The sequence below is a fragment of the Rhizobacter sp. genome (genome assembly GCA_021153565.1).
Lineage (GTDB): Bacteria > Pseudomonadota > Gammaproteobacteria > Burkholderiales > Burkholderiaceae_C > Albitalea.
The window spans coordinates 1-18,582 of record JAJKJU010000224.1 but is presented as its reverse complement, the minus strand read 5'-3'; the positions used below and the strand labels follow the sequence as shown (position 1 = coordinate 18,582).

Here is an 18,582-nt window from a genome sequence, read left to right as displayed (position 1 = left end):
TGTCCGAGCAGCACGTCAAATGGCGCCTGATCTAGGCGCAAATGCTCGCCATGGCCTGGCCATGGCGAGCATTTGCAACGACGAGCAGGGGGCTTTTGGCGTGATGAGCGGGCATGATCGAAATACTCTCAGCCTCTCAGCCGATCCAGCAGGGCCAACGAAGCTCTGCAATGGGTCGCTATGCAAAGCTTTGAGCGCAGCCAGTTCAACAGGGTGCCGTCCTTCACGAGCAATGCAACCAGCGCCGCCTTCGTGGGATCGTCCAGGGGGGTGAACAGCAGCGCGGCCAGGCGTTCGCGCTCGGCCGTCAGCGCTTGGCTGACGACCCGCTGAAGTCTCATGTAGTCCGGGCACTCGACCCTGTACTGACGCAGGTAGGCGATGATCTCGGCGACGATGAAGCCGGGCGTAATGTCGCGGCGCGCGACCTGCTCGGCCAGCTGCACGCTGTTCCAGACGCCCGACTCGAGGAGTAGCTACGATACGGGCGGCTACAAGATCCGGTTCTCCAATACAACCGGCGGAAGCCGCGCCATCGATAACCATCATCGGCAGCGGCGGTGAGCAATTCATCTATTAACTCGCACAAACACAAACCATGAAGCGAAGATTCAATCTCCCCGTCTGCGCAACCCTCTTGCTGGGAGCACTGGCCATGGGCGCCCGCGCAGAGCAGCCCGTCTTATACGTCTATTCGACTATTGACGCGCTACTTGCCGGCGCATACGAAGGTGACCTGACCGTCCGCCAACTGGCCACGAAAGGGGATTTCGGGCTGGGGACCTACAACCATCTGAATGGCGAAATGGTGCTGTTGGGCGGCACGATGTATCACGTGAAAGCCGATGGCACTGTGGCGATCGCTGACCCGGACGAACACGTGCCGTTGGCCTATGTGGTGCCCTTCCAGCCATCCGACACGTTTGTGGTCGAGGCGTCCGCGGCGGCCAAACCGCTGACCGAACTGGAGACCGCCATCGACGCACGGCTGGCCAACAAGAACCTGTTCTATGCCGTCAAGGTCTCGGGTGCGTTCGTGAATGTCTCGACGCGCGCGATCGCTCCACAAGCGCGGCCGTACCGATCGTTGGCCGAGGTCTCGAAAGAACAAGTGGTGTTCAAGCGCACCGAGGTTGCCGGCTCGCTGGTTGGCCTTCGCAGCCCCTCGTTCTCCAAGGGGATCTCCGTGCCTGGGTGGCACTGGCATTTCATCTCCGATGGCAAGGACTATGGCGGCCACGTACTGGCTGGAAGCCTCGTCCGCGGGGTCGTGAAAGTCGCGCCGGTCCGCGAGTTCGATGTGCAGCTGCCGGCGAGCGACGACTTCGCAAAGGCCGATCAGACCAAGGACCGGTCCGCAGAACTCCACCAAGTGGAGAGCGGTAGGCGCTGATTCCCCCACGTTAGATCAAGCATCGACTTCATAGCCACGCTTGAAGTGCAACACGAAGCGATCGCTGAAGAGATCAACCGGGTCAAAGCGCTACTTCAGGCAATCGAATAGTCCACGGAAAGGGAGCGCGGATATGCAAGAGCAGATGAAAGCGGCAAGGCGCGACGTTGACATCTTCCAGGTGATGGAAGCGCGAGTTCGAGCTGGCGCCGATCTACGTAGGCGGCTCGCTGGGGGGCGAGCAAGGCGCCATGCAACTGCGACTGGCGGCGGTCTCAGGGTCACCACGATTGAGGAAGCGCTGAAGCCGTGCAGCGGCACGAGCGAGGAGGCACAGCTCGGCATCGCCGCCGGTACCGCCGTATTTCGGTCGCATCGCATCGTGCGCGATTGCGCCGGTCAGGTCATCGAGCTGAGTGAGGATTTGATTCGGAGCGACACCCATCGGTTCACGATGCATCAGATCTCGGGGGAGAGAGAGTGAAGGTCGTGCTGGCCTGCGACCTCGGCGGCACGAGCTTTAGAGCCGCGCTTGTCGACGCTCAGGGCATCATGCAAGCCCAAAGCATGGTGCCCACCACCTCGACTACGGTGGGCCCCATGGGCTGGTCGGAGTTCGACGCAACCGACTGCTGGCGCGACCTGATCGCGCTGTGCGCAAGCCTGGCCGCCTCTGCGCCACAGCTGTTCGACGCGGTGCAGGCGGTGGCGATTTGCGGCATGACACGCACCCAGGTTTTTCTCGGTCGCGATGGGCAGCAGCTGCGCTATGCCATGAGATGGGACGACTCCCGCTCGGAAGACGCCGCCAAGCGGCTCACGGCGAATCTGCCCACGGAACATCCTGAACTTGGCAACCTCAACGCCTTTCATCCACTGGCACGGCTGGCTTGGCTGCGAGACGAAGAGGCGGTGACGTTCAAGAACCTTTCCACCGTATTGGAGCCGAAGGATTACTTGAACTTTCGGCTCACGGGCCGTCAGGCGGGCGATGCCATTTCAATGGCGCGTTTGCTCGCCTGCACGGAGCGGGTCAATGGCATCGACCTCCTGCACGCGATCGGAGCGTCCTCGACGCTCCTGCCATTGGTGCTGGAGCCTTGTGGGCGTGTCGGCGACATCTTGCCCGGTCATCCCTCGCCCCTGGACCGGCTCGTCGGCGTCCCGGTTTTCTGCTGCTCCAACGACACCTGGGCAGCAGCCGCGGGCCTTGGCGCGTTGAAGGCGGGCCGCGCCTACAACATCTCGGGCACCACCGAGGTGCTGGGCGTGATGAGCGAGCGTCCTGCCGCGGCACAGGGTCTGCTCACGGTCGACTGGTCAGGCTTGTATATGCTCGGCGGCCCGAGCCAGAACGGCGCCGACACCGCCCGCTGGCTGAGCCGCCTGCTCGGCTCGATCGACGACGACCACCAACCTGCTGCCGCAGTCGGGCACGCGCTGAATGGGTTGCTGGCCGGTAGACGACATTCGCAGCCCTTGCTGTTCCTGCCTTATCTGCAGGGCGAACGTGTGCCCTACTGGGACCCGTCCTTGCGCGGTGCCTTCATCGGACTCGGTCGTCACCACGGTGCCACCGATCTTGCCTTCGCCGTGCTGGAGGGCGTCGCCTTTCAGAACCGCGTGGTACTGGAACGGGCCGAGGCCGCAATCGGTCAACCGGTCACGGAAATCCGCTTCGGCGGCGGCGGGGCCTTCAACCCGGTGTGGCGACAGATCAAGGCCGACATCTGCGGGAGGCCGATTGTCATTGGCGAGTCCGCGCAGCCCGGCACGTTGGGCGCAGCGATCGTCGCATGGACGGGGCTGGGTCACTTTGCTTCACTGTCGCAAGCCCAGGCTCAACTTGTCAAAATCGTTGCCCGGCACGAGCCGAACGCCGAGCGTGCTACTGCCTACCAACGTCTGTTCGATCTCTATCGTCGCAGCGAACAAAGCCTCGCGCCAATCTCGCGCGATTTGGTTGGTCTCTCCTTGCCAACCCCCACATAAGAGACCACAAGGTCGTGCGCAAACTCATCGGACACTACGGGACGGCAATGGCCGGGCTCGCACTCATCGTCTTTTTCGTACTCTTCGCACCCAACTTCGCGTCAGGGGCGAACATCGTGAACGTGCTGAAGGACACGAGCTTCCTTGCCATTCTGGCGCTCGGCTTCACACTCGCCTTCATCGTGGCAGAACTCGATCTTTCGATCGCAGAGATGGCAAGCTTGGCCGCTGTGGTCTGCGGCTGGCTGGTGCAGCTTCAGTACCCGCCCTATGTGGCCGTCGCGGCGGCGCTGGGTGTCAGCATCGCGCTCGGCGCGGCCAACGGTTACGGCGTGACCGTTCTGCGCATTCCGTCTCTCATCATGACACTCGGTACGGCCGCGATTGCCAAAGGCCTGGCTTTCATGATCACGCAAGGCGTGGCTTTCGTGGGGAGCTGGCCAGTGAGCTTTACGGGGATCGCGCGAGGCAACACCCTTGGTGTGCCGAACCTGCTGCTGTGGTTCGTGGCGGTGGCACTCTTCGCCGACGGCCTGGTCAGGTGGACACGCACTGGCGCCCACATGGTGGCCACCGGCGAGGCCGAGGACGCGGCGCGACTGTCCGGCATCGCAACCGCGCGAATGAAGCGCTTCGGCATGCTGCTGGCGGGCGCGTTGGCTGGCATCATGGCCGTGCTATTGGCCGCCAACCTGTCTTCGGCGGCTCCCCATATGGCCGGCGACTACTTGTCGTACGGCATTGCCGCAATGCTGCTGGGCATGACCATGTTCAAACCCGGAAAACCCAACGTCGGCGGCACGGTCTTCGCAGCGCTGGTGCTCAAAGTGCTAGGCAACGGTCTGGTACTGCTGGGCGCGGCCTACTATGTCCAGGACATCGTTCTTGGCACCATTATCATCGGCTCGGTCGCCTTTTCGGCAAGCGCGATGAAGAAGGCCGCATTCAAGGTCTGACCCGCCAAACCACCATCAACAAGAGGAATAACGGATGTTCGGACTCGGGAGAATCCTGGCCTTTGGCGCAGTGCTTTGTGCGATCGGGCAACCCACTCAAGCTTTCGAGGTCGGCATCATCGGCTTTCAGTTTTCGTCGGAAACCCATGCGCGCGTCGCCAACGCGGCAGCGGCGGCAGCCAAGGCCAGGGGCTGGGGCGTCACGCTGTTGAACTCGGAGGGCACGCTGCCAAAGCACGCTGAGCAATTCGACACGCTGATCGTCAAGAAGGTTGATGCAATCATCATCGTGATGGGCAAGCCGGTGGAAGCCGATGCACAGTTCAAGGCGGCCAAGGACAAAGGCATTCCAGTCGTCACCGTGATGTCGGGATCGAGCCCCCACACGCTGTTTGACATCCAGACCAACGAATACAAGGTCGGGGCCGAGGCTGCGCTCTATTTACTCGGCCAGCTCGGCTACAAGGGCAACATCGTTAGCTCTCGCTTTGATCTGAACGTCGGCACGCGCATCCGAGGTAAGGTTCTCGACGACGTTCTGTCGGAGAACCAAGCGGTCAAGGAAATCGGCAAATTTTCGATGTCGCGCACCCAGAGCTGGCGCGACGACGTGCGTGCCGGCATGCAGGCGCTCTTGCTGCAAAACCAAGGCAGGATCAACGGCATCTGGGCCTCCTTCGACGGGCAGGCCTACATCATCGACGACCTGCTAAAGGCGCAAGGTGTGAAGAAAGGCCAGGTCCCGTTGGTCTCGGTCGACGGCGGCAAGGAGACCTACGCACGGATCGCAGACCCGGAATCGACGCTCGTCGCCACGGTCTCGCTCCCCTTCGAAGAGATGGGCAGGCAAGCAGTCGACTCGATCCAGACCATCGTGGTCGAAAAGAAGCCGAAGGAGACGATAACCAAAGGCCCTTACCTCTTCAAAGACGCCGTGCTCGTCGACAGAACGAACGTGCAACAGTTTCTGAAATAGTTCCCCGAAAATCACGGTTGAAGCCGACGCGGTGCGCGAGCCCATTCTTTCACTGCGTGGCATCGGCAAATGCTACGGCGCGCTGGTCGCCGTGCGCGGAGTCGATCTGGACATTCACCCCGGCGAGGTGGTGGCAATCTGCGGCGACAACGGCGCTGGCAAGTCAAGCCTGATCAAAGTCATGTCCGGGGCCGAGGATGCGACCGCGGGCAGCATGTCCCTGCGCGGTACGCCGGTGCGCTTTGCCTCGCCGCACGACGCATTGAACCAAGGCATTGCGACCATCTATCAGGATCTGGCGCTGGCTCCGCGCCTATCGATCGCTGCCAACGTCTTCATGGGCTCCGAACTGACGCGGCCGCTGGTGCTGCCGTTTCTGCGCATCCTCGACAAGAAACGCATGATTGCCGAGGCCAGACGTTATCTGTCGCAGCTCTCGGTGACGATTGAGGACATGACGAGCCCGGTCGATCGGCTTTCCGGCGGACAGCGGCAGGCGGTTGCCATCTCGCGAGCGCTGCGCTGGAAGGCCGAGATCATCATCATGGACGAACCTACCGCAGCGCTGGGAGTCAAGGAAACGGCGCTGGTCCTAGCACTCATTCGCAAGCTCAAGCATGACGGGCGTACTGTCGTGCTCGTGAGCCACAGCATGCGTGATGTGGTTGCGCTGGCCGACCGCGTCGTCATCATGAGAGCGGGTCAAAAGTATGTGGACCGGCCGCTCGATGGGCTTGACGCCGACAATCTGACCCAACTCATCATGAGCAGCAGCGCACGCCAGTCGTCACGATGACGAATGGCCGGGACGCCCCACCTGCGCAGCGCAGGTCGCCCGGATGACGCGCCAGCACGAAACTGCTGCCAAGGTCAGATTCGCAAGCAGCCGGTGTTCGGCATCATCAAGCGGGTGATGGGCTGGCGCCAGATGAGCATGCGCGGGCTGGCCAAGGCAATAAGGCGAATGGGTTTGGTGACCATGGCCTGGAACATCAAGCGAATGCATGTGCTGCGCGCTGCGTGAAGGGGGAAAGTGCGCCCCGATCACGCCAAGAACGAGTCCTCAGGCGCCCCGATGCACGCTCACAGCTTTAAGTGTTGAGAACACTCGATCCGCGCGACGCCGTCTCAGAAAACGCGGCGCACCGATATCAATCGGTTTCGATCGGGCTCAAGTCCGACGGACTCCTGGCTCACTTGTTTGGAGCATCGTTACTACACTTCACGCGAGCGCACGCCGTAAACAATCGCGGCCAGCAAAATGATCAGACCCTGCGCGACCAGCTTCCCGGGCTCTCGCACGCCGAGTGTCGTCATGAGCACGAACAGCAAGGCGAAGCAAAGAACACCAAAGAACGGTCCAAGCACGCCGCCAGTGCCACGGCCGAAGATCACGCCGCCAAGGATGGTGGCGGCCACCGAGTTCAGCACGAGCTCGGGGCCGAAGCGGATGCTGCCGACGGCAATCGAGGCGGTCTGAACCAGTCCCCCGACGGCAGCCATGAGCCCGGCCAGGACGTGGGCCACGACCACCGAGCGCTGGACGGGCACGCCCGAGAAGTGAGCCCCGACCGGGTTCTCGCCGATCGACGAGACCCAGCGGCCGAACACGAGTCGCGACAGCACGATGGAGATGACCACAGACAGCACCGCCCAGAAGACGATGGGCGAAGGAATGCCGAGCGGGCGCAACTCGTAGACATCACGCAGCACTTGTGGCACGTTGCCAGGTGGCTTGCCGTCTGCCAGGTACTCGACGACGCCGGCCAGGACGATGCTGACCGCCAGTGTGACGATCACGGCGGAAACGCGCCGCTTGCCGATCATGAGTCCGTTGAACAGCCCCACCGCCAGCCCGATGCCGAGCGCGACGGTCACCATGGTGATGGGAGCGTCATCAGGAATCATTGCGGAAGACAGCGCGTAGTTGACGATCAGAATCACGCCACCGCATGAGAGGTCGATCGAGCGCGCGTTCATCACCAGCAGCTGGCCGAGCACCACGAGGCCGAGTGGTGCGACCTGCCGGATGAACGTGCCCATGACGTTGAGGTTCATGAGCTGCGGTCGGGTGATCCACAGCGCGGCCAGAAGCAATGCGAAGACGAGATAGGCCGGCGGCCACTTGGACACACGGGACACCCAGGATGCGGCCGGGGCCTGCGGGGTTGCACCGGTCGCCTTGCGGGTGGAAGACGGAGTTGCACTCATGGTGACGGTGGATTGGCCAGTCATTTCGATCACAGCCCGATGTTCTTGCGTGGCTGCAGCGCGATCACCGCAAGCAGGATAAGCCCCTTGACGACGGTCTGGACGAACGCCGAGACGTGCTCGAGATTGATGCCGTTGGCCAGCAGTGCGAGGAATGATGCGCCTATCAATGCCCCGCCGACGCTGCCGATGCCACCGGCGAGTTGCACCCCTCCCAGCGCGACCGCGGTGATGGTCTCGACCGCGAACAGAGCGCCGATCTTGGGATCCCCGGAAGCGATGCGCCCAGCAAGGAAGACGCCAGCGGCGGCCGCGAACATGGCAGACAGCACGTAGGCCGTCACGATGATCCGGGTTGTATTGATGCCGAAAGACGCGGCATGCTCCTTGCCGCCCCCGACCGCGAACAGGTGAAGGCCAAAACGCGACCCGTGCACCAGCTTCCAGCCAATGAGGATGGCCGCGCCGGTCCAGACGAGCGGCATCGGAATGCCAAACGGTCCTGTCGCGACGAGCTGCGTAACAGCCGCCGGTGTCTCACCACCGGCCACCGGCCGGATGACCAGCGTGATTCCCTGGACGATGCTCATCGTCGACAGCGTGGCGATGATCGGGTGCACGTTCAGTCGCGCGATGATGAACCCGTTCGCGAGCCCGATCAGGACGGCGCCGCCGAAGATGCTCAGCAGCAGGATCCACAGTGGCGCGTCCAGCACGAGGATCGCGGTCGCCATGCTGATGACCGAGCCTACCGAAAGGTCCAGCCCCCCGATCAGCACGACGATCAGCTGACCGATGCTTGCGATGATCATGGGGGTGGCCTGGGCGACCAAGTTGACAAGGTTCTGGCTTTCCGCGAATACATCGGAGCGCACGGCCAGCAGCACTGCTGCAGTGATGCTCATGGCCAGCGGCAAGAGCCACAGGCCTTGGCGCGAGTTCTGGCCGGTGACAAGTGCTCGAAGAGTTTGCGCTTGCATGGTGTTTTCCCGTCGGGGCGTCGCGGCCGTCAGAGGCTGAGAGTTTTTCGAGCGTGCCCGAGCAGCACGTCAAAAGGCGCCTGATCTAGGCGCAAAGCGCAGCCATAGCTCCTGCTATGGCGAGCATTTGCAACGACGAGCAGGGGCCTTTTGGCGTGATGAGCGGGCATGATCGAAATACTCTCAGCCTCTCAGGCCGTCATCGCTGCGTCGACGATGTCGTGCTCGGTCGCATCAGCGGCGGCCATTTCCTTCACGATCCGGTTGCCGTGGATGACGTACAAGCGGTCGCACATGCCGATGAGTTCCACCGTCTCACGCGAAAGCACGATCACGGCTGCGCCGCTCTGCACGTACTCGCGCAGCAGTCGGTAGATCTCCGCCTTGGCACCGACGTCGACGCCGCGGGTCGGTTCCTCGATCAACAGGACCCCGGCACCCAGCAGCAGGTACCGGCCGAGCAGTGCCTTCTGTTGATTGCCACCGGATAGAGAGCCGACCGGCACGCCGTCATGTGGTGCCTTGATCGCCATGCGGCGTATCACGTCGGCCACACCGCGAGAGAAATTGCCAAGTGGCGAGAAGCCGGGCCGAGCCGATTGCGCGCCGATCGAAAGGTTGTGCTCGACGGACAGCCCGAGAAACAGTCCCTCCTCCTTCCGGTCCTCAGGCACGAACCCGACGCCCAAGGATTGCATCCGGCGCACGCCAGCTTGCGCTGAAGCCGGCAGCGTGACCTGCTGCTCGCCCACCGTCAGTTCACCGCGCTGCGGATGGTGACAGCCGACGATGGACCGGACGATCTCGCGCTGCCCTTGGCCTTCCAGGCCGGCCAGCCCAACGATTTCTCCGCAGTGCACGACCAAGTCGATGGGCGCGGAGTCTTTCGAAAGCTGAAGCTGCCGCACGCGCAGCGCTGGCTTGCGCACCGCGTCACTACCGGCGCGCGGTGGAAAGAGGTCACCCAGGTCGCGGCCAACCATCATGGCGACGAGCGATTGCGGCGTCAGCTCCCCAATCGGCCGGGACCCGACATATTGGCCGTCCTTGAGCACCGTCACGCGGTCGCAGACGTCGAAGATTTCCCCCATCCGATGCGAGATGTAGACGATGGCCTTTCCTTCGGCCTTCAATCGCCGGATGTGTCGCTTGAGCACGCCAACATCGGCGGCGTTCAGCGCTGCGGTGGGCTCGTCGAGGATGACCACATCTGCCTGTGCCGAGATGCCGCGCGCGATCTCGACGAACTGCTTTTCTGCCACGGACAATTGCGAAACCAGCGTCGCAGGATCCAGCTTGAGACCGAGCTCGCCCAACGCGGCGGCCGTCGCGTGGTTCATGCGCTGGTGGTCCACGCCCCACCATGGCGAGGTGGGCTCCTTGCCCAGGAACATGTTCTCCGCGATCGACAGATTGGGCAGCAAGGACAATTCCTGGAAAACCGTGGAAATGCCCTGCTCGAGCGCCTCCTTCGGATTTCCCAGTCGGAGCGGCTCCCCGCGCTTGAGGATGCTTCCTACATCCGGCTGAACCACACCGGCCAGAATCTTCATCAGTGTCGACTTGCCGGCGCCGTTTTCGCCCATGAGGCCATGAACCTCGCCGGGCAGGAGCTCCAGCGAAACCTTGTCCAGTGCGACGGTGCTGCCGTACGCCTTGGACACGTTGCGCATCGAGATGAGGGGGGTCATGCCTGTCTCGCTCAACAGCGGGCGCGCGTTGCCGTGCGCCCGCGGTACATCACTTCGATCCGGGGGCCTTCTTCTTGCCATAGTATTTCTGCAGGTCCTGCTCACTCAACTCGGTCGGCCACCACACATTGGCGGACAGGTCCGCGCGGTAGTACTTCTTGACCTTGTTCAGGTCCCAGCCCTCGGGGTCGTACGTGTAGCGCCTGTTCAGTGACTTGCCGTCGAGCAGCGCAATGGCAGCTCGAACTCCGGCTGCGCCTTGCGCAGGGCTGTACTCGGCGGAAACGGACTCGAGGCCTGGGGTGCTGATCCATTGGCCGAAGAAGCCGTTGTTGCCCTCGCCGGTGATCAGCGGGACCTTGGCACCGAACTGCTTGAAGACGTCGATGCACGCGCGGGTCATGTCGGCACCGGACGACCAGATGCCGTCGACCTTCGGGTTGCTGAGATAGAACGTCTCGCAGACTTTCTTGCCATTGTCGTATTGCCACATGCCGTGATCTTCGGCAGTGATCTTGATCTGCGTGCCCTTGAGCGCTTCCTGGAGACCCTTGTAGCGGTTGATGTCTTCCGGGTGAGCAGGCAGGCCGCGCAGCACCCAGATATTGCCCTTGCCGCCGAGCTTCTTCACCAGGAAGTCGCCCATCACCTTGCCGAAGTGGACGCCGCCGCCCTGGATGTCGACGGTGTAGGCGTCGGTCTCGGTCAGCCCGGTGTGAACGATCACCGGGATGCCCGCCGCCACGGCCTTCTTGATTCCCGCGTCGGCAGAGGTCGTCGTCAGCGGCGTGACGATGATGGCATCGACCTTCTGGGCGATCAGGTCCTCGATGTCGGCGACCTGCTTGGCCTGGTTGATGTTCGCATCCAGCAGGATGAATTTGGTGACGCGGCTGTCCTTCGCCGCCGCACTTTCGGCCTCGTGGGCCATCTGCACGGTCCACGTATTGGCGTTCACGCCGAAGTGGCTCATGCCGATTTTCCAGGGCGCGTTCTTCTTGAACGCATTGGGCGCCGTCTTGCGGGTATCGCCGGGGCGGGGCGTGACGCCGTCCATCAGCTTCACTTCCTGCGCGGTCGCCGAGGCGCAGAGCGCCAGAGCGCAGGTGCAACCCAGCGCGATTCTTGTCAACAATTTCGAGATCTTCATGCTGGCCTTGGGGTTGGGATAAGGGTTGTTGAAGTGCGCTGTGTCAACCTCGACTGCACGTCTTCACGGTCGTGTGAAGGCATGAACACTACGCCCAGCGCGCCCTGATTGCCAAGCTGTTCGGCTTGTCGCCTGTGGTCCATCGAATCTCACGATTCGCTTGCAGCCGCCGCGGGCGGCCGCAGGTGGCGGGCCAGCGTGGCGAACATCTCGTCCACTTTGATCGGCTTGGCAATGTGGTCGTCCATGCCGGCCTTCAGCGCCTTTTCGCGGTCGCCGACCATCGCGTTGGCCGTCATCGCGATGACCGGAAGCCCTTGCCACCGCGGCTGTTCGCGCAATGCGCGCGTCGCCGCATAGCCGTCCATGACCGGCATCTGGCAGTCCATCAGGACAGCGTCGAAGCGCTCGCGCGCGAGCATGTCCAGCGCCTCGCGGCCATTGTTGGCCACGGTCACGACGATGCCTGCGCTGCCCAGCAGGTCGCGCGCAAGCTCCTGGTTGATCGGGTTGTCCTCAACCAGCAGGATGCGCGCACCGGCGAGGCTGGCGCTGTCGTGGTGCGGCGCATCGGCGCGGCGCTTGCCGTGATCGGCGATCCGGCGCGGGTTGCCGCCCGCCAGCATGCAGGCCTCCAGAAGGCACGAGGGCGTCACCGGTTTGCACAGGGTCGCGGCGACGACGAGCCCTTCGGCCGCCAGCAGGCGTGCCACTTCGTCGCGGCTGAAGGCGGTGAGCATCAACACAGTCGGCGAGTGGTGGAGCAACGGCATGCGCGCCAGACGCCTGGCGCACTCCACGCCGTCGATGCCCGGCATCTTCCAGTCGAGCAGCACGATGTCGAAGGGCTCCTGGCGCGCATCGGCCTGCATCACGGCGTCGAGGGCCGCAGCGCCGTTGGCAGCGGCCGAGACGCTCAGGCCCATCTTGCCGGCCATCTCCAGCAGCACATTGCGCGCGCAGTCGTTGTCGTCCACGACCAACACGCGGGTGCCGTTCAACACTGCACCCGGTGCCGCCTTCTTCACCGGTTCGTGCCGAACGCCCAGGCGCAGGCTGAAGTGAAAGCAGCTGCCCTCGCCCGGCGCGCTGCGCACGCCCAGCGTGCCGCCCATCATGCGCACCAGGTGGTGGCTGATGGCCAGCCCCAGGCCGGTGCCGCCGAAGCGCCGGCTGATGGACGAATCGACCTGCGAGAACGGCTTGAAGAGCCTTTCCTGCTGTTCAGCCGTGATGCCGAGGCCGGTGTCGCGAACCTCGAATCCGAGGTGCACCAAAGCCGCATCGCACTCGAGCACCTCGACGGCGACGACGACCTCGCCGCGCTCGGTGAACTTGGCCGCGTTGTTGCCCAGGTTGAGCAGCACCTGGCGCAGGCGGGACGGGTCGCCGACCACATGCGAGGGCAGATTCGGCGACAGCGCAAAAACCAGTTCGAGGCCCTTCTCCTCGGTCTTCTGCCCCAGCACGTCGGCGAGCTGTTCCAACACGTCATCGAGCTCGAACGGAATCCGCTCGATGTCCAGTTGGCCGGCCTCGATCTTGGAGAAGTCGAGGATGTCGTTGATGATGCCCAGAAGCGACTCGGCTGACTGGTGCACCTTCTGCACGTAGTTGCGCTGGCGGTCATCGAGGTCGCTTTGCAGCGCCAGGTGCGACATGCCGAGGATCGCGTTCATCGGCGTGCGGATCTCGTGGCTCATGTTGGCGAGGAATTCGCTCTTGGCCTGGTTCGCCGCATCGGCGACTTGCCGCGCGGCGCGCTCCGCTTCGGCCTGCTTGCGTTCGCTCAGGTCGAGCACGAACGACACGCCTTGCTCCCGCGAGCCTTCCAGCAAGACGCCACCGACCAGGGTCGGGACCCGGGTGCCGTCCTTGCGAATGAAATCATGCTCATACGTCGGTGACTGTCCGCCCGTCTGAAGCGTTTCGAGATGTTCCGCCTCCGTCGCTTGGTATTCCGCAGGCGAGATGCGCGACCACTGCACTCGTCCCGCGACCAGGTCCTCGCGTGAATAGCCGATGATCGCGAGGAAAGCGTCGTTGGCATCGGTGATCTCCTCGGGCGTCCAGAAGTAGACGCCGATGATGCTGGAGTCGACCAGCTGGCGGATTCTGGCCTCGCGAGCCTGCAGATCGGCGTAGAGACGGGCATTCTCCAGTGCGATCGCCGCTCGCGCCGCCAGCGCTTCCAGCAGCGCCACCCGGTCCGAGGGGAAGGCGTACGCGGCCTGGCTGTTCTCGAGATAGAGCACGCCGCCCACGAGGCCCTGCCTGAGCAGGGGAATGCACATCACCGAACGTGGCGACCTCAGGCGCAGATAGGTGGACCCTTCCCATGCCGGACCAGGTCGCGACCCGTCGTCGATGATGACGTTCTTCCGCGTATGGATGACGTAGTTCACAAGGGCCTCGGGGCATTCCGTCTCGGCCAGAGGACCATGGCGCAGCTTGAGTTCGATGGTGCCGTCCTTGGCGCCGGCTTCTGCCTGGATCTCGAAGGTTTTTCCTTTAGGGAGAAACAGCAGCCCGCGATCGGCCCCGGCGTTCTGCAGGATGATCGTCATCAGCGCCTCGATCAACCGGGGCAGTTCGATCTCGGCGGCGATTGCCTGCGACGCCTTGATCACCGCCGCCACATCAAGCTGACCGATGGTCGAGCCGATGGTCTCTTGAGCAAGGGAGTGCTCGCGTGCGGCCAGCTGTGGATAGCGCCGGTCGAGTTGGCTCACCTTGCCACCGGCGCCCCAGCGGGCATAACAGGCGCGCGCGTTCCTGAGATGCGCAAAGCCGGTCGTCTCGATCCCAAGGTCGAGATAAAAGCGGCCCGTCAGCTCGTTGGCCAGTGCCTCGTTCTGTGTGAAGCCGTTATCTCGCGCCGAACGGATGGCCTGTTCGTAGAGCCGCATGGCTTCCATCCCTCGTCCATCGAGGCGAGCCATCTCGGCAGCCACCATCAGATACTGGTTCAGGAAGGTCGCTGGACAGCTTTCCGACCATTGCCGAAGCGCGTCGAGGTGCGTGGTCAGTACCGCGCGCATACCCGCTTGTCTTTCCTGCGAGCTCTTTAGGAAAACCTCGGCGAGAGCGAGCGAATGGTAGAGGCAATAGTTGGCCCACTGGATGTGGCAGCGGACTGACCACAGAAGGGGTTCAGCCTTCGCGGAAAACTCAAGCGCCACCTCCGCACTCCCGAGAAGGAAGTGCCGCTGCACTTGGAGAATCCAGTGATAGCAAATGACGACGGCGATTCCGCCCGCCTGCACGTTGCATTCGATCGCCGCTTCGTCCAAGACGGGATGGCCGTGTATTTGGCCACGGAGGCTTTGAATGAAGGGCTGGATACTTGAGATGATGTTGATCACATGGACGAATTTGACTCGGCGAACGAAATCCAGAGATTTCACCGACTCGGACCAGACCTGATCAAGAGAATCGCCCCGGGCGATCTGATCCGTCAGGCGATGTTCGAGGCTGTAACAGACATAAATGTTTTCCCCTGTTTCCTCCGCCGCCCGTATGGCCGCATCGAGGCAGGCCATGGCGGTTTCGATCGGCTGCGTCCACAGGACCGCCATCTGTGTCGAAAACTGCGCCCCCACCTTTTGAGCGGCGAACCCATGTCTTTCGGCGACGTCGATGGCCAATTGGCCGAACTGTTCCCCCACTTTGTAATGATGGAAGACGGGGCCGATTTGAATGGCCATCCAAGCGTAGCCAATGACGGAGAACTCGCTTGAGCCGTGTTGCAGCGACAGGTTCACCATCCTGCAGGCAGTCATGCGGCAGAGATCGCTGTGGGTGAAATAGGCCGAACGACAAAGTGCGGACAGAATGTTCATGATTGCCCGCATCTCCGGGTAATCCATCAAAGGCAGATCGATGAGAGTGACGATGGATCGTTCGCCCAGGGTGCTCAACACGGTGTCGTACTCCGCGCGGACTTGGCTTTGCGTCGGGTGCTCGGGCAAGGCCATGCCGAACATTTGCAAACATTCGAGCGCAGTTCGAACGGCCGACGGATTTTCGCCCTGCATAAGCTGGAGAACCATTCGCAACCGATAGCCTTCGCCCCGGTCGATATTCGACTGCCCTCTCAGCAGCAACTCCTCGATGAATTGCGAGGCCACGTCGAAATTTGAGCGCAGCAGTTCACACTCGGCCCGCTCGAACGAGAGGTCGAATGCCAAAGCGTAGCAACTCTGCCACCCCTCCTCGGCCAGCAACGTGATGCCAGCGGAGAGATAGCTGACGGCGGCGCTGTAGGCCGTCGACGCCTTGGCTTTTCTCCCGGCAATGAGATTGAACTCGGCCACACGCTGCTTTTCCTTCCAAACGGAAATGAGCGGCAGTCCCAGGTTGAACTGGTTGACGAGATCAAACACCTTTTCGCCGATCTCCTCTTCATGCATGCCCGCGATCAGCAGACGGCCGATCCGCAGGTGAAGCTCGGGGCGCAATGACGGTGGGATAAGCGCGTACGCGGCTTCCTGAACACGGTCGTGGAGGAACTTGTAGGAGTCTTCCATGCGGAAGACGAGCCCCCCGCGAATGGCCTCCCAGAGGGCCGCATCAATCTTTTCTCCCGATGTCCCCTGAACCATTCTGAGGGAGGCAAGATTCGCACTGTTGCCAAGGCAGGCGAGTTGCTTCAGGGCTTCCTGAGTCTCGACGGGCAAGCGGCTAAGCTTGCCAACCATGAAGTCCACCACGTTATCGGTATAGGCTTTGGCCCGAATGCGAGCGAGGTCCCAGTTCCAGGCCCCCGCCTCGGGGTCGAATGCAACGAGGCCCTCTTCGGCCAGGGCGGAAATGAACTGAATGGCAAAGAACGGATTGCCGCTGGTCTTCTCCTGCACCAGCGCGGTCAAGGGCTGGGCGCTTGCAGGGTCGCAACGCATCGTGTCGGAGACAAGCCGGCTGACGTCGTCCGCGACCAGCGGCGTCAGGACGATGTCATGGATTGACCGTCCGGCTTTGACGATCCCCTCTCGCATCCGCATGAGCGGATGGATCGGACTGACCTCATTGTCTCGGTAAGCACCGACAAGCAAGAGATGCCGAACGTCGGGATGCGTGGCCAGATGCTGGAGGAGGTCGAGAGTCGCCCTGTCGACCCATTGCAAATCATCGAGAAACAGCGCAAGCGGGTGCTCCGGCCTTGCGAAAACGCCAAGGAAGCGCCGGAATACCGTCTGGAAGCGCGCCCGCATTTCGTCCGGAGAGAGATCTGAAACCGGCGGTTGCCTTCCTATGACGAACTCGAGCTCCGGGACGAGATTGACGATAAGCGCGCCGTTCGGGCCCAAAGCCTCCTGAAAGTGGTCTCGCCATTGGCCTAGCGCCGCCTCGCTCTGTCCGAGGAGCGGGCGGACAAGGCTCCCAAGAGCTTGCGCAAGGGTGGCGTACGGGACGCCACGCTTGTACTGGTCGAACTTGCCGGCGGCGAACAGGCCGCGCGGCGACACGATGGCCTTATGCAGTTCGTTCACCACCGAGGATTTGCCGATGCCCGAATACCCGGAGACCAGGACCAATTCCGGCTGGCCGGATGCCACCACCCGCTCGAAGGCGGTCAGCAGCGTGCCGACCTCGCGCTCACGGCCGTAAAGCTTCTCGGGCACACGCAGGACGTCGGGGATGTCGTGACGTGCCGGCTCGAAGGGCGCGATCTTTCCGGTCGCCTGCCATTCGGACAGGCAATGCTTCAGGTCGGCCGCGAGTCCGGCAGCGGTCTGGTAGCGGTCCTCGGCGGTCTTGGCCAAGCACTTCATGATGATGGCCGACAGCGCCGCCGGTATGGCGGGACGAAGCTCGGCCGGCGGCACGGGCCGGCGGGAGATATGGCAATGCACCCACTCCATTGGCTCGGACGCGGCGAAGGGCAGCACGCCGGTGAGCATCTCGTACAAAGTGACGCCCAGAGCATAGAGGTCGCTGCGCGCATCGACCGAGCGGTTCATCCGTCCGGTGCGCTCGGGTGCCATGTAGGCCAGGGTGCCGGCGATGATTTCGGGCGGTTCGGGGCCGGGGTGCTCCTGGGGCAGCCGGGAAGCCAGGCCGAACCCTGTCAGGCGGACGGCCTCGCCCGTGACAAGGATATGGGCGGGACAGACGTCCTTGTGGATGAGGCCGCGGGCATGGACCTGGCCGAGGGCGCGGCACAGGGCGAGGGCGAGCGGCAAGGCGGCGTCGAGGTCGAGTGGTTGGCCCAGCCGGCTCGCGAGCAGGTCGCCGCCGGGGTCGTCGAGGAGCAACCGGAGTTCGCCCGCCTCACGCACCAGGGCGCGGGGCCGCACGGCCCAGGCGGGGTCGAGCTCCAAGCGCAGCTCATATTCGTGCTCCATGCGATCGAGGATGGACTGCGAGGGGCACGCCGACAGCGGCGGCCCCAGCACCAGGATTGAGCCGCCGTCATCGTCGCATCTTCGGTAGAGGGTCAGTTCCCCATCCTCCCTGAGGTTTGCCAACGGGGCACCCCTGGGCTTGCTCATCTCGACTCTGCCCTGGCTCGAAAACCCATGATCAACGGTTCCAACGCGTTCTCCACGTTCGCGCTAGCACGCCTTAGAGGCCATCACTTCCCTGCGGCACAGCTATGCACGCATAGCTTACATCGCACAGGAGCAACAAGAATTCCGTCTGGTGCTGCTGCGCGTCAATTGCTTGCCCCGCTGGAGGAACGTGAGGGAGTCGAACGTATTAGACGCGGGTGAGTTGCAGTCGAGCACATGTTCCGTCAGCGTCTGGTCCTTTGGCGGGTGGTTGACCGCAACGGGTCGGCAGTGACTGTTCGCCGCGTGCTGATGCCGTCGTTCCGCCGCGCTGGTCGCTCGGCCGTCGGTTACCAGCCGCGAACGACAGTTGTTGAGGTGGACCAGCCATTCGCCCAAAAAATTACCAAGGCCTGCTTTCTGCAGCCGCCTCTTGTGGTCGTAGCGTTTGACGACCTTGCCTTTGGGACTGACGATTTCGCGGGCGAACAGGCACGGACGGTGCAGATTCAGCCACGGGTTGAAGACCTTCTCGTAAAACTCGTTGATCGGCTTTGCGTACTTTTTCGGGATGTGGCTGTAGCCCATGTGTTTGCGCACGACGCTGGCGTTCTTGCTCTCGGCCAACGCGTTGTCGCTGCTGTGGCGCGAGCGCGATTTTGTTTGCTCAATGCGCAGTTTCTCCAGCAGTTTGGCGACTCGGCCGTTGATGTATTCCGAGCCGTTGTCCGAATGAAAT

12 protein-coding genes and 2 pseudogenes are annotated in these 18,582 nt (G+C 62.9%); 6 read left to right on the top strand and 8 right to left on the bottom strand.

The features are described 5' to 3' along the window. Window positions 1-128: 128 nt before the first annotated feature. Window positions 129-446 carry a hypothetical protein gene (locus AC30NL_RS14130; protein WP_489464633.1) on the bottom strand — a complete coding sequence of 106 codons (318 nt, stop codon included), beginning with the start codon at window positions 444-446 and terminating at the stop codon, window positions 129-131. Between the two features lie 152 nt (window positions 447-598). On the opposite strand from AC30NL_RS14130, the gene budA reads away from it, so the two are divergent. Then, the gene (gene budA, locus AC30NL_RS14125) at window positions 599-1,393 is read left to right on the top strand and encodes an acetolactate decarboxylase (protein ID WP_489464632.1); all 795 of its coding nucleotides are present in this window, start codon (window positions 599-601) and stop codon (window positions 1,391-1,393) included. A gap of 214 nt (window positions 1,394-1,607) precedes the next feature. Here budA and AC30NL_RS14120 read toward each other — a convergent pair whose 3' ends face one another. Continuing rightward, window positions 1,608-1,853, bottom strand: coding sequence for a hypothetical protein (locus tag AC30NL_RS14120; RefSeq protein ID WP_489464631.1), 246 nt, complete (start codon window positions 1,851-1,853; stop codon window positions 1,608-1,610). 29 nt (window positions 1,854-1,882) lie between these two features. Here AC30NL_RS14120 and AC30NL_RS14115 point away from each other — a divergent pair, with 29 nt between their 5' ends. The 5 genes and pseudogenes from AC30NL_RS14115 to AC30NL_RS14095 form a co-directional block, all read left to right on the top strand. Continuing rightward, window positions 1,883-3,385, top strand: coding sequence for a xylulokinase (locus AC30NL_RS14115; RefSeq protein WP_489464630.1), 1,503 nt, complete (start codon window positions 1,883-1,885; stop codon window positions 3,383-3,385). A 14-nt stretch (window positions 3,386-3,399) separates the two neighbouring features. Beyond that, entirely contained in the window at window positions 3,400-4,341 is a 942-nt protein-coding gene (locus tag AC30NL_RS14110; protein ID WP_489464629.1) for an ABC transporter permease, read from the top strand. A 34-nt stretch (window positions 4,342-4,375) separates the two neighbouring features. After that, window positions 4,376-5,317 (top strand): sugar ABC transporter substrate-binding protein, encoded by a 942-nt coding sequence (locus tag AC30NL_RS14105; RefSeq protein WP_489464628.1) that lies wholly within the window; start codon window positions 4,376-4,378, stop codon window positions 5,315-5,317. Window positions 5,318-5,348: 31 nt separating this feature from the next. Then, window positions 5,349-6,113 carry an ATP-binding cassette domain-containing protein gene (locus tag AC30NL_RS14100; RefSeq protein WP_489464627.1) on the top strand — a complete coding sequence of 255 codons (765 nt, stop codon included), beginning with the start codon at window positions 5,349-5,351 and terminating at the stop codon, window positions 6,111-6,113. A gap of 78 nt (window positions 6,114-6,191) precedes the next feature. Then, window positions 6,192-6,341 (top strand): annotated as a pseudogene (locus tag AC30NL_RS14095) (transposase); the annotation flags it as partial. Window positions 6,342-6,532: 191 nt separating this feature from the next. On the opposite strand, the gene AC30NL_RS14090 reads toward AC30NL_RS14095, so the two are convergent. From AC30NL_RS14090 to AC30NL_RS14065, 6 genes and pseudogenes are all read right to left on the bottom strand, one after another. After that, on the bottom strand, window positions 6,533-7,528 hold the full coding sequence (locus AC30NL_RS14090; RefSeq protein ID WP_489464626.1) for an ABC transporter permease: 996 nt from the start codon (window positions 7,526-7,528) through the stop codon (window positions 6,533-6,535). 29 nt (window positions 7,529-7,557) lie between these two features. Further along, window positions 7,558-8,445 (bottom strand): ABC transporter permease, encoded by an 888-nt coding sequence (locus AC30NL_RS14085; protein ID WP_489464625.1) that lies wholly within the window; start codon window positions 8,443-8,445, stop codon window positions 7,558-7,560. Between the two features lie 254 nt (window positions 8,446-8,699). After that, window positions 8,700-10,199 carry a sugar ABC transporter ATP-binding protein gene (locus tag AC30NL_RS14080; protein WP_489464624.1) on the bottom strand — a complete coding sequence of 500 codons (1,500 nt, stop codon included), beginning with the start codon at window positions 10,197-10,199 and terminating at the stop codon, window positions 8,700-8,702. Window positions 10,200-10,248: 49 nt separating this feature from the next. Further along, entirely contained in the window at window positions 10,249-11,349 is a 1,101-nt protein-coding gene (locus AC30NL_RS14075; RefSeq protein WP_489464623.1) for an ABC transporter substrate-binding protein, read from the bottom strand. A 149-nt stretch (window positions 11,350-11,498) separates the two neighbouring features. Then, entirely contained in the window at window positions 11,499-17,819 is a 6,321-nt protein-coding gene (locus AC30NL_RS14070) for a response regulator (RefSeq protein WP_489464622.1), read from the bottom strand. Between the two features lie 141 nt (window positions 17,820-17,960). Beyond that, a pseudogene (locus tag AC30NL_RS14065) lies at window positions 17,961-18,582 on the bottom strand (hypothetical protein); the annotation flags it as partial.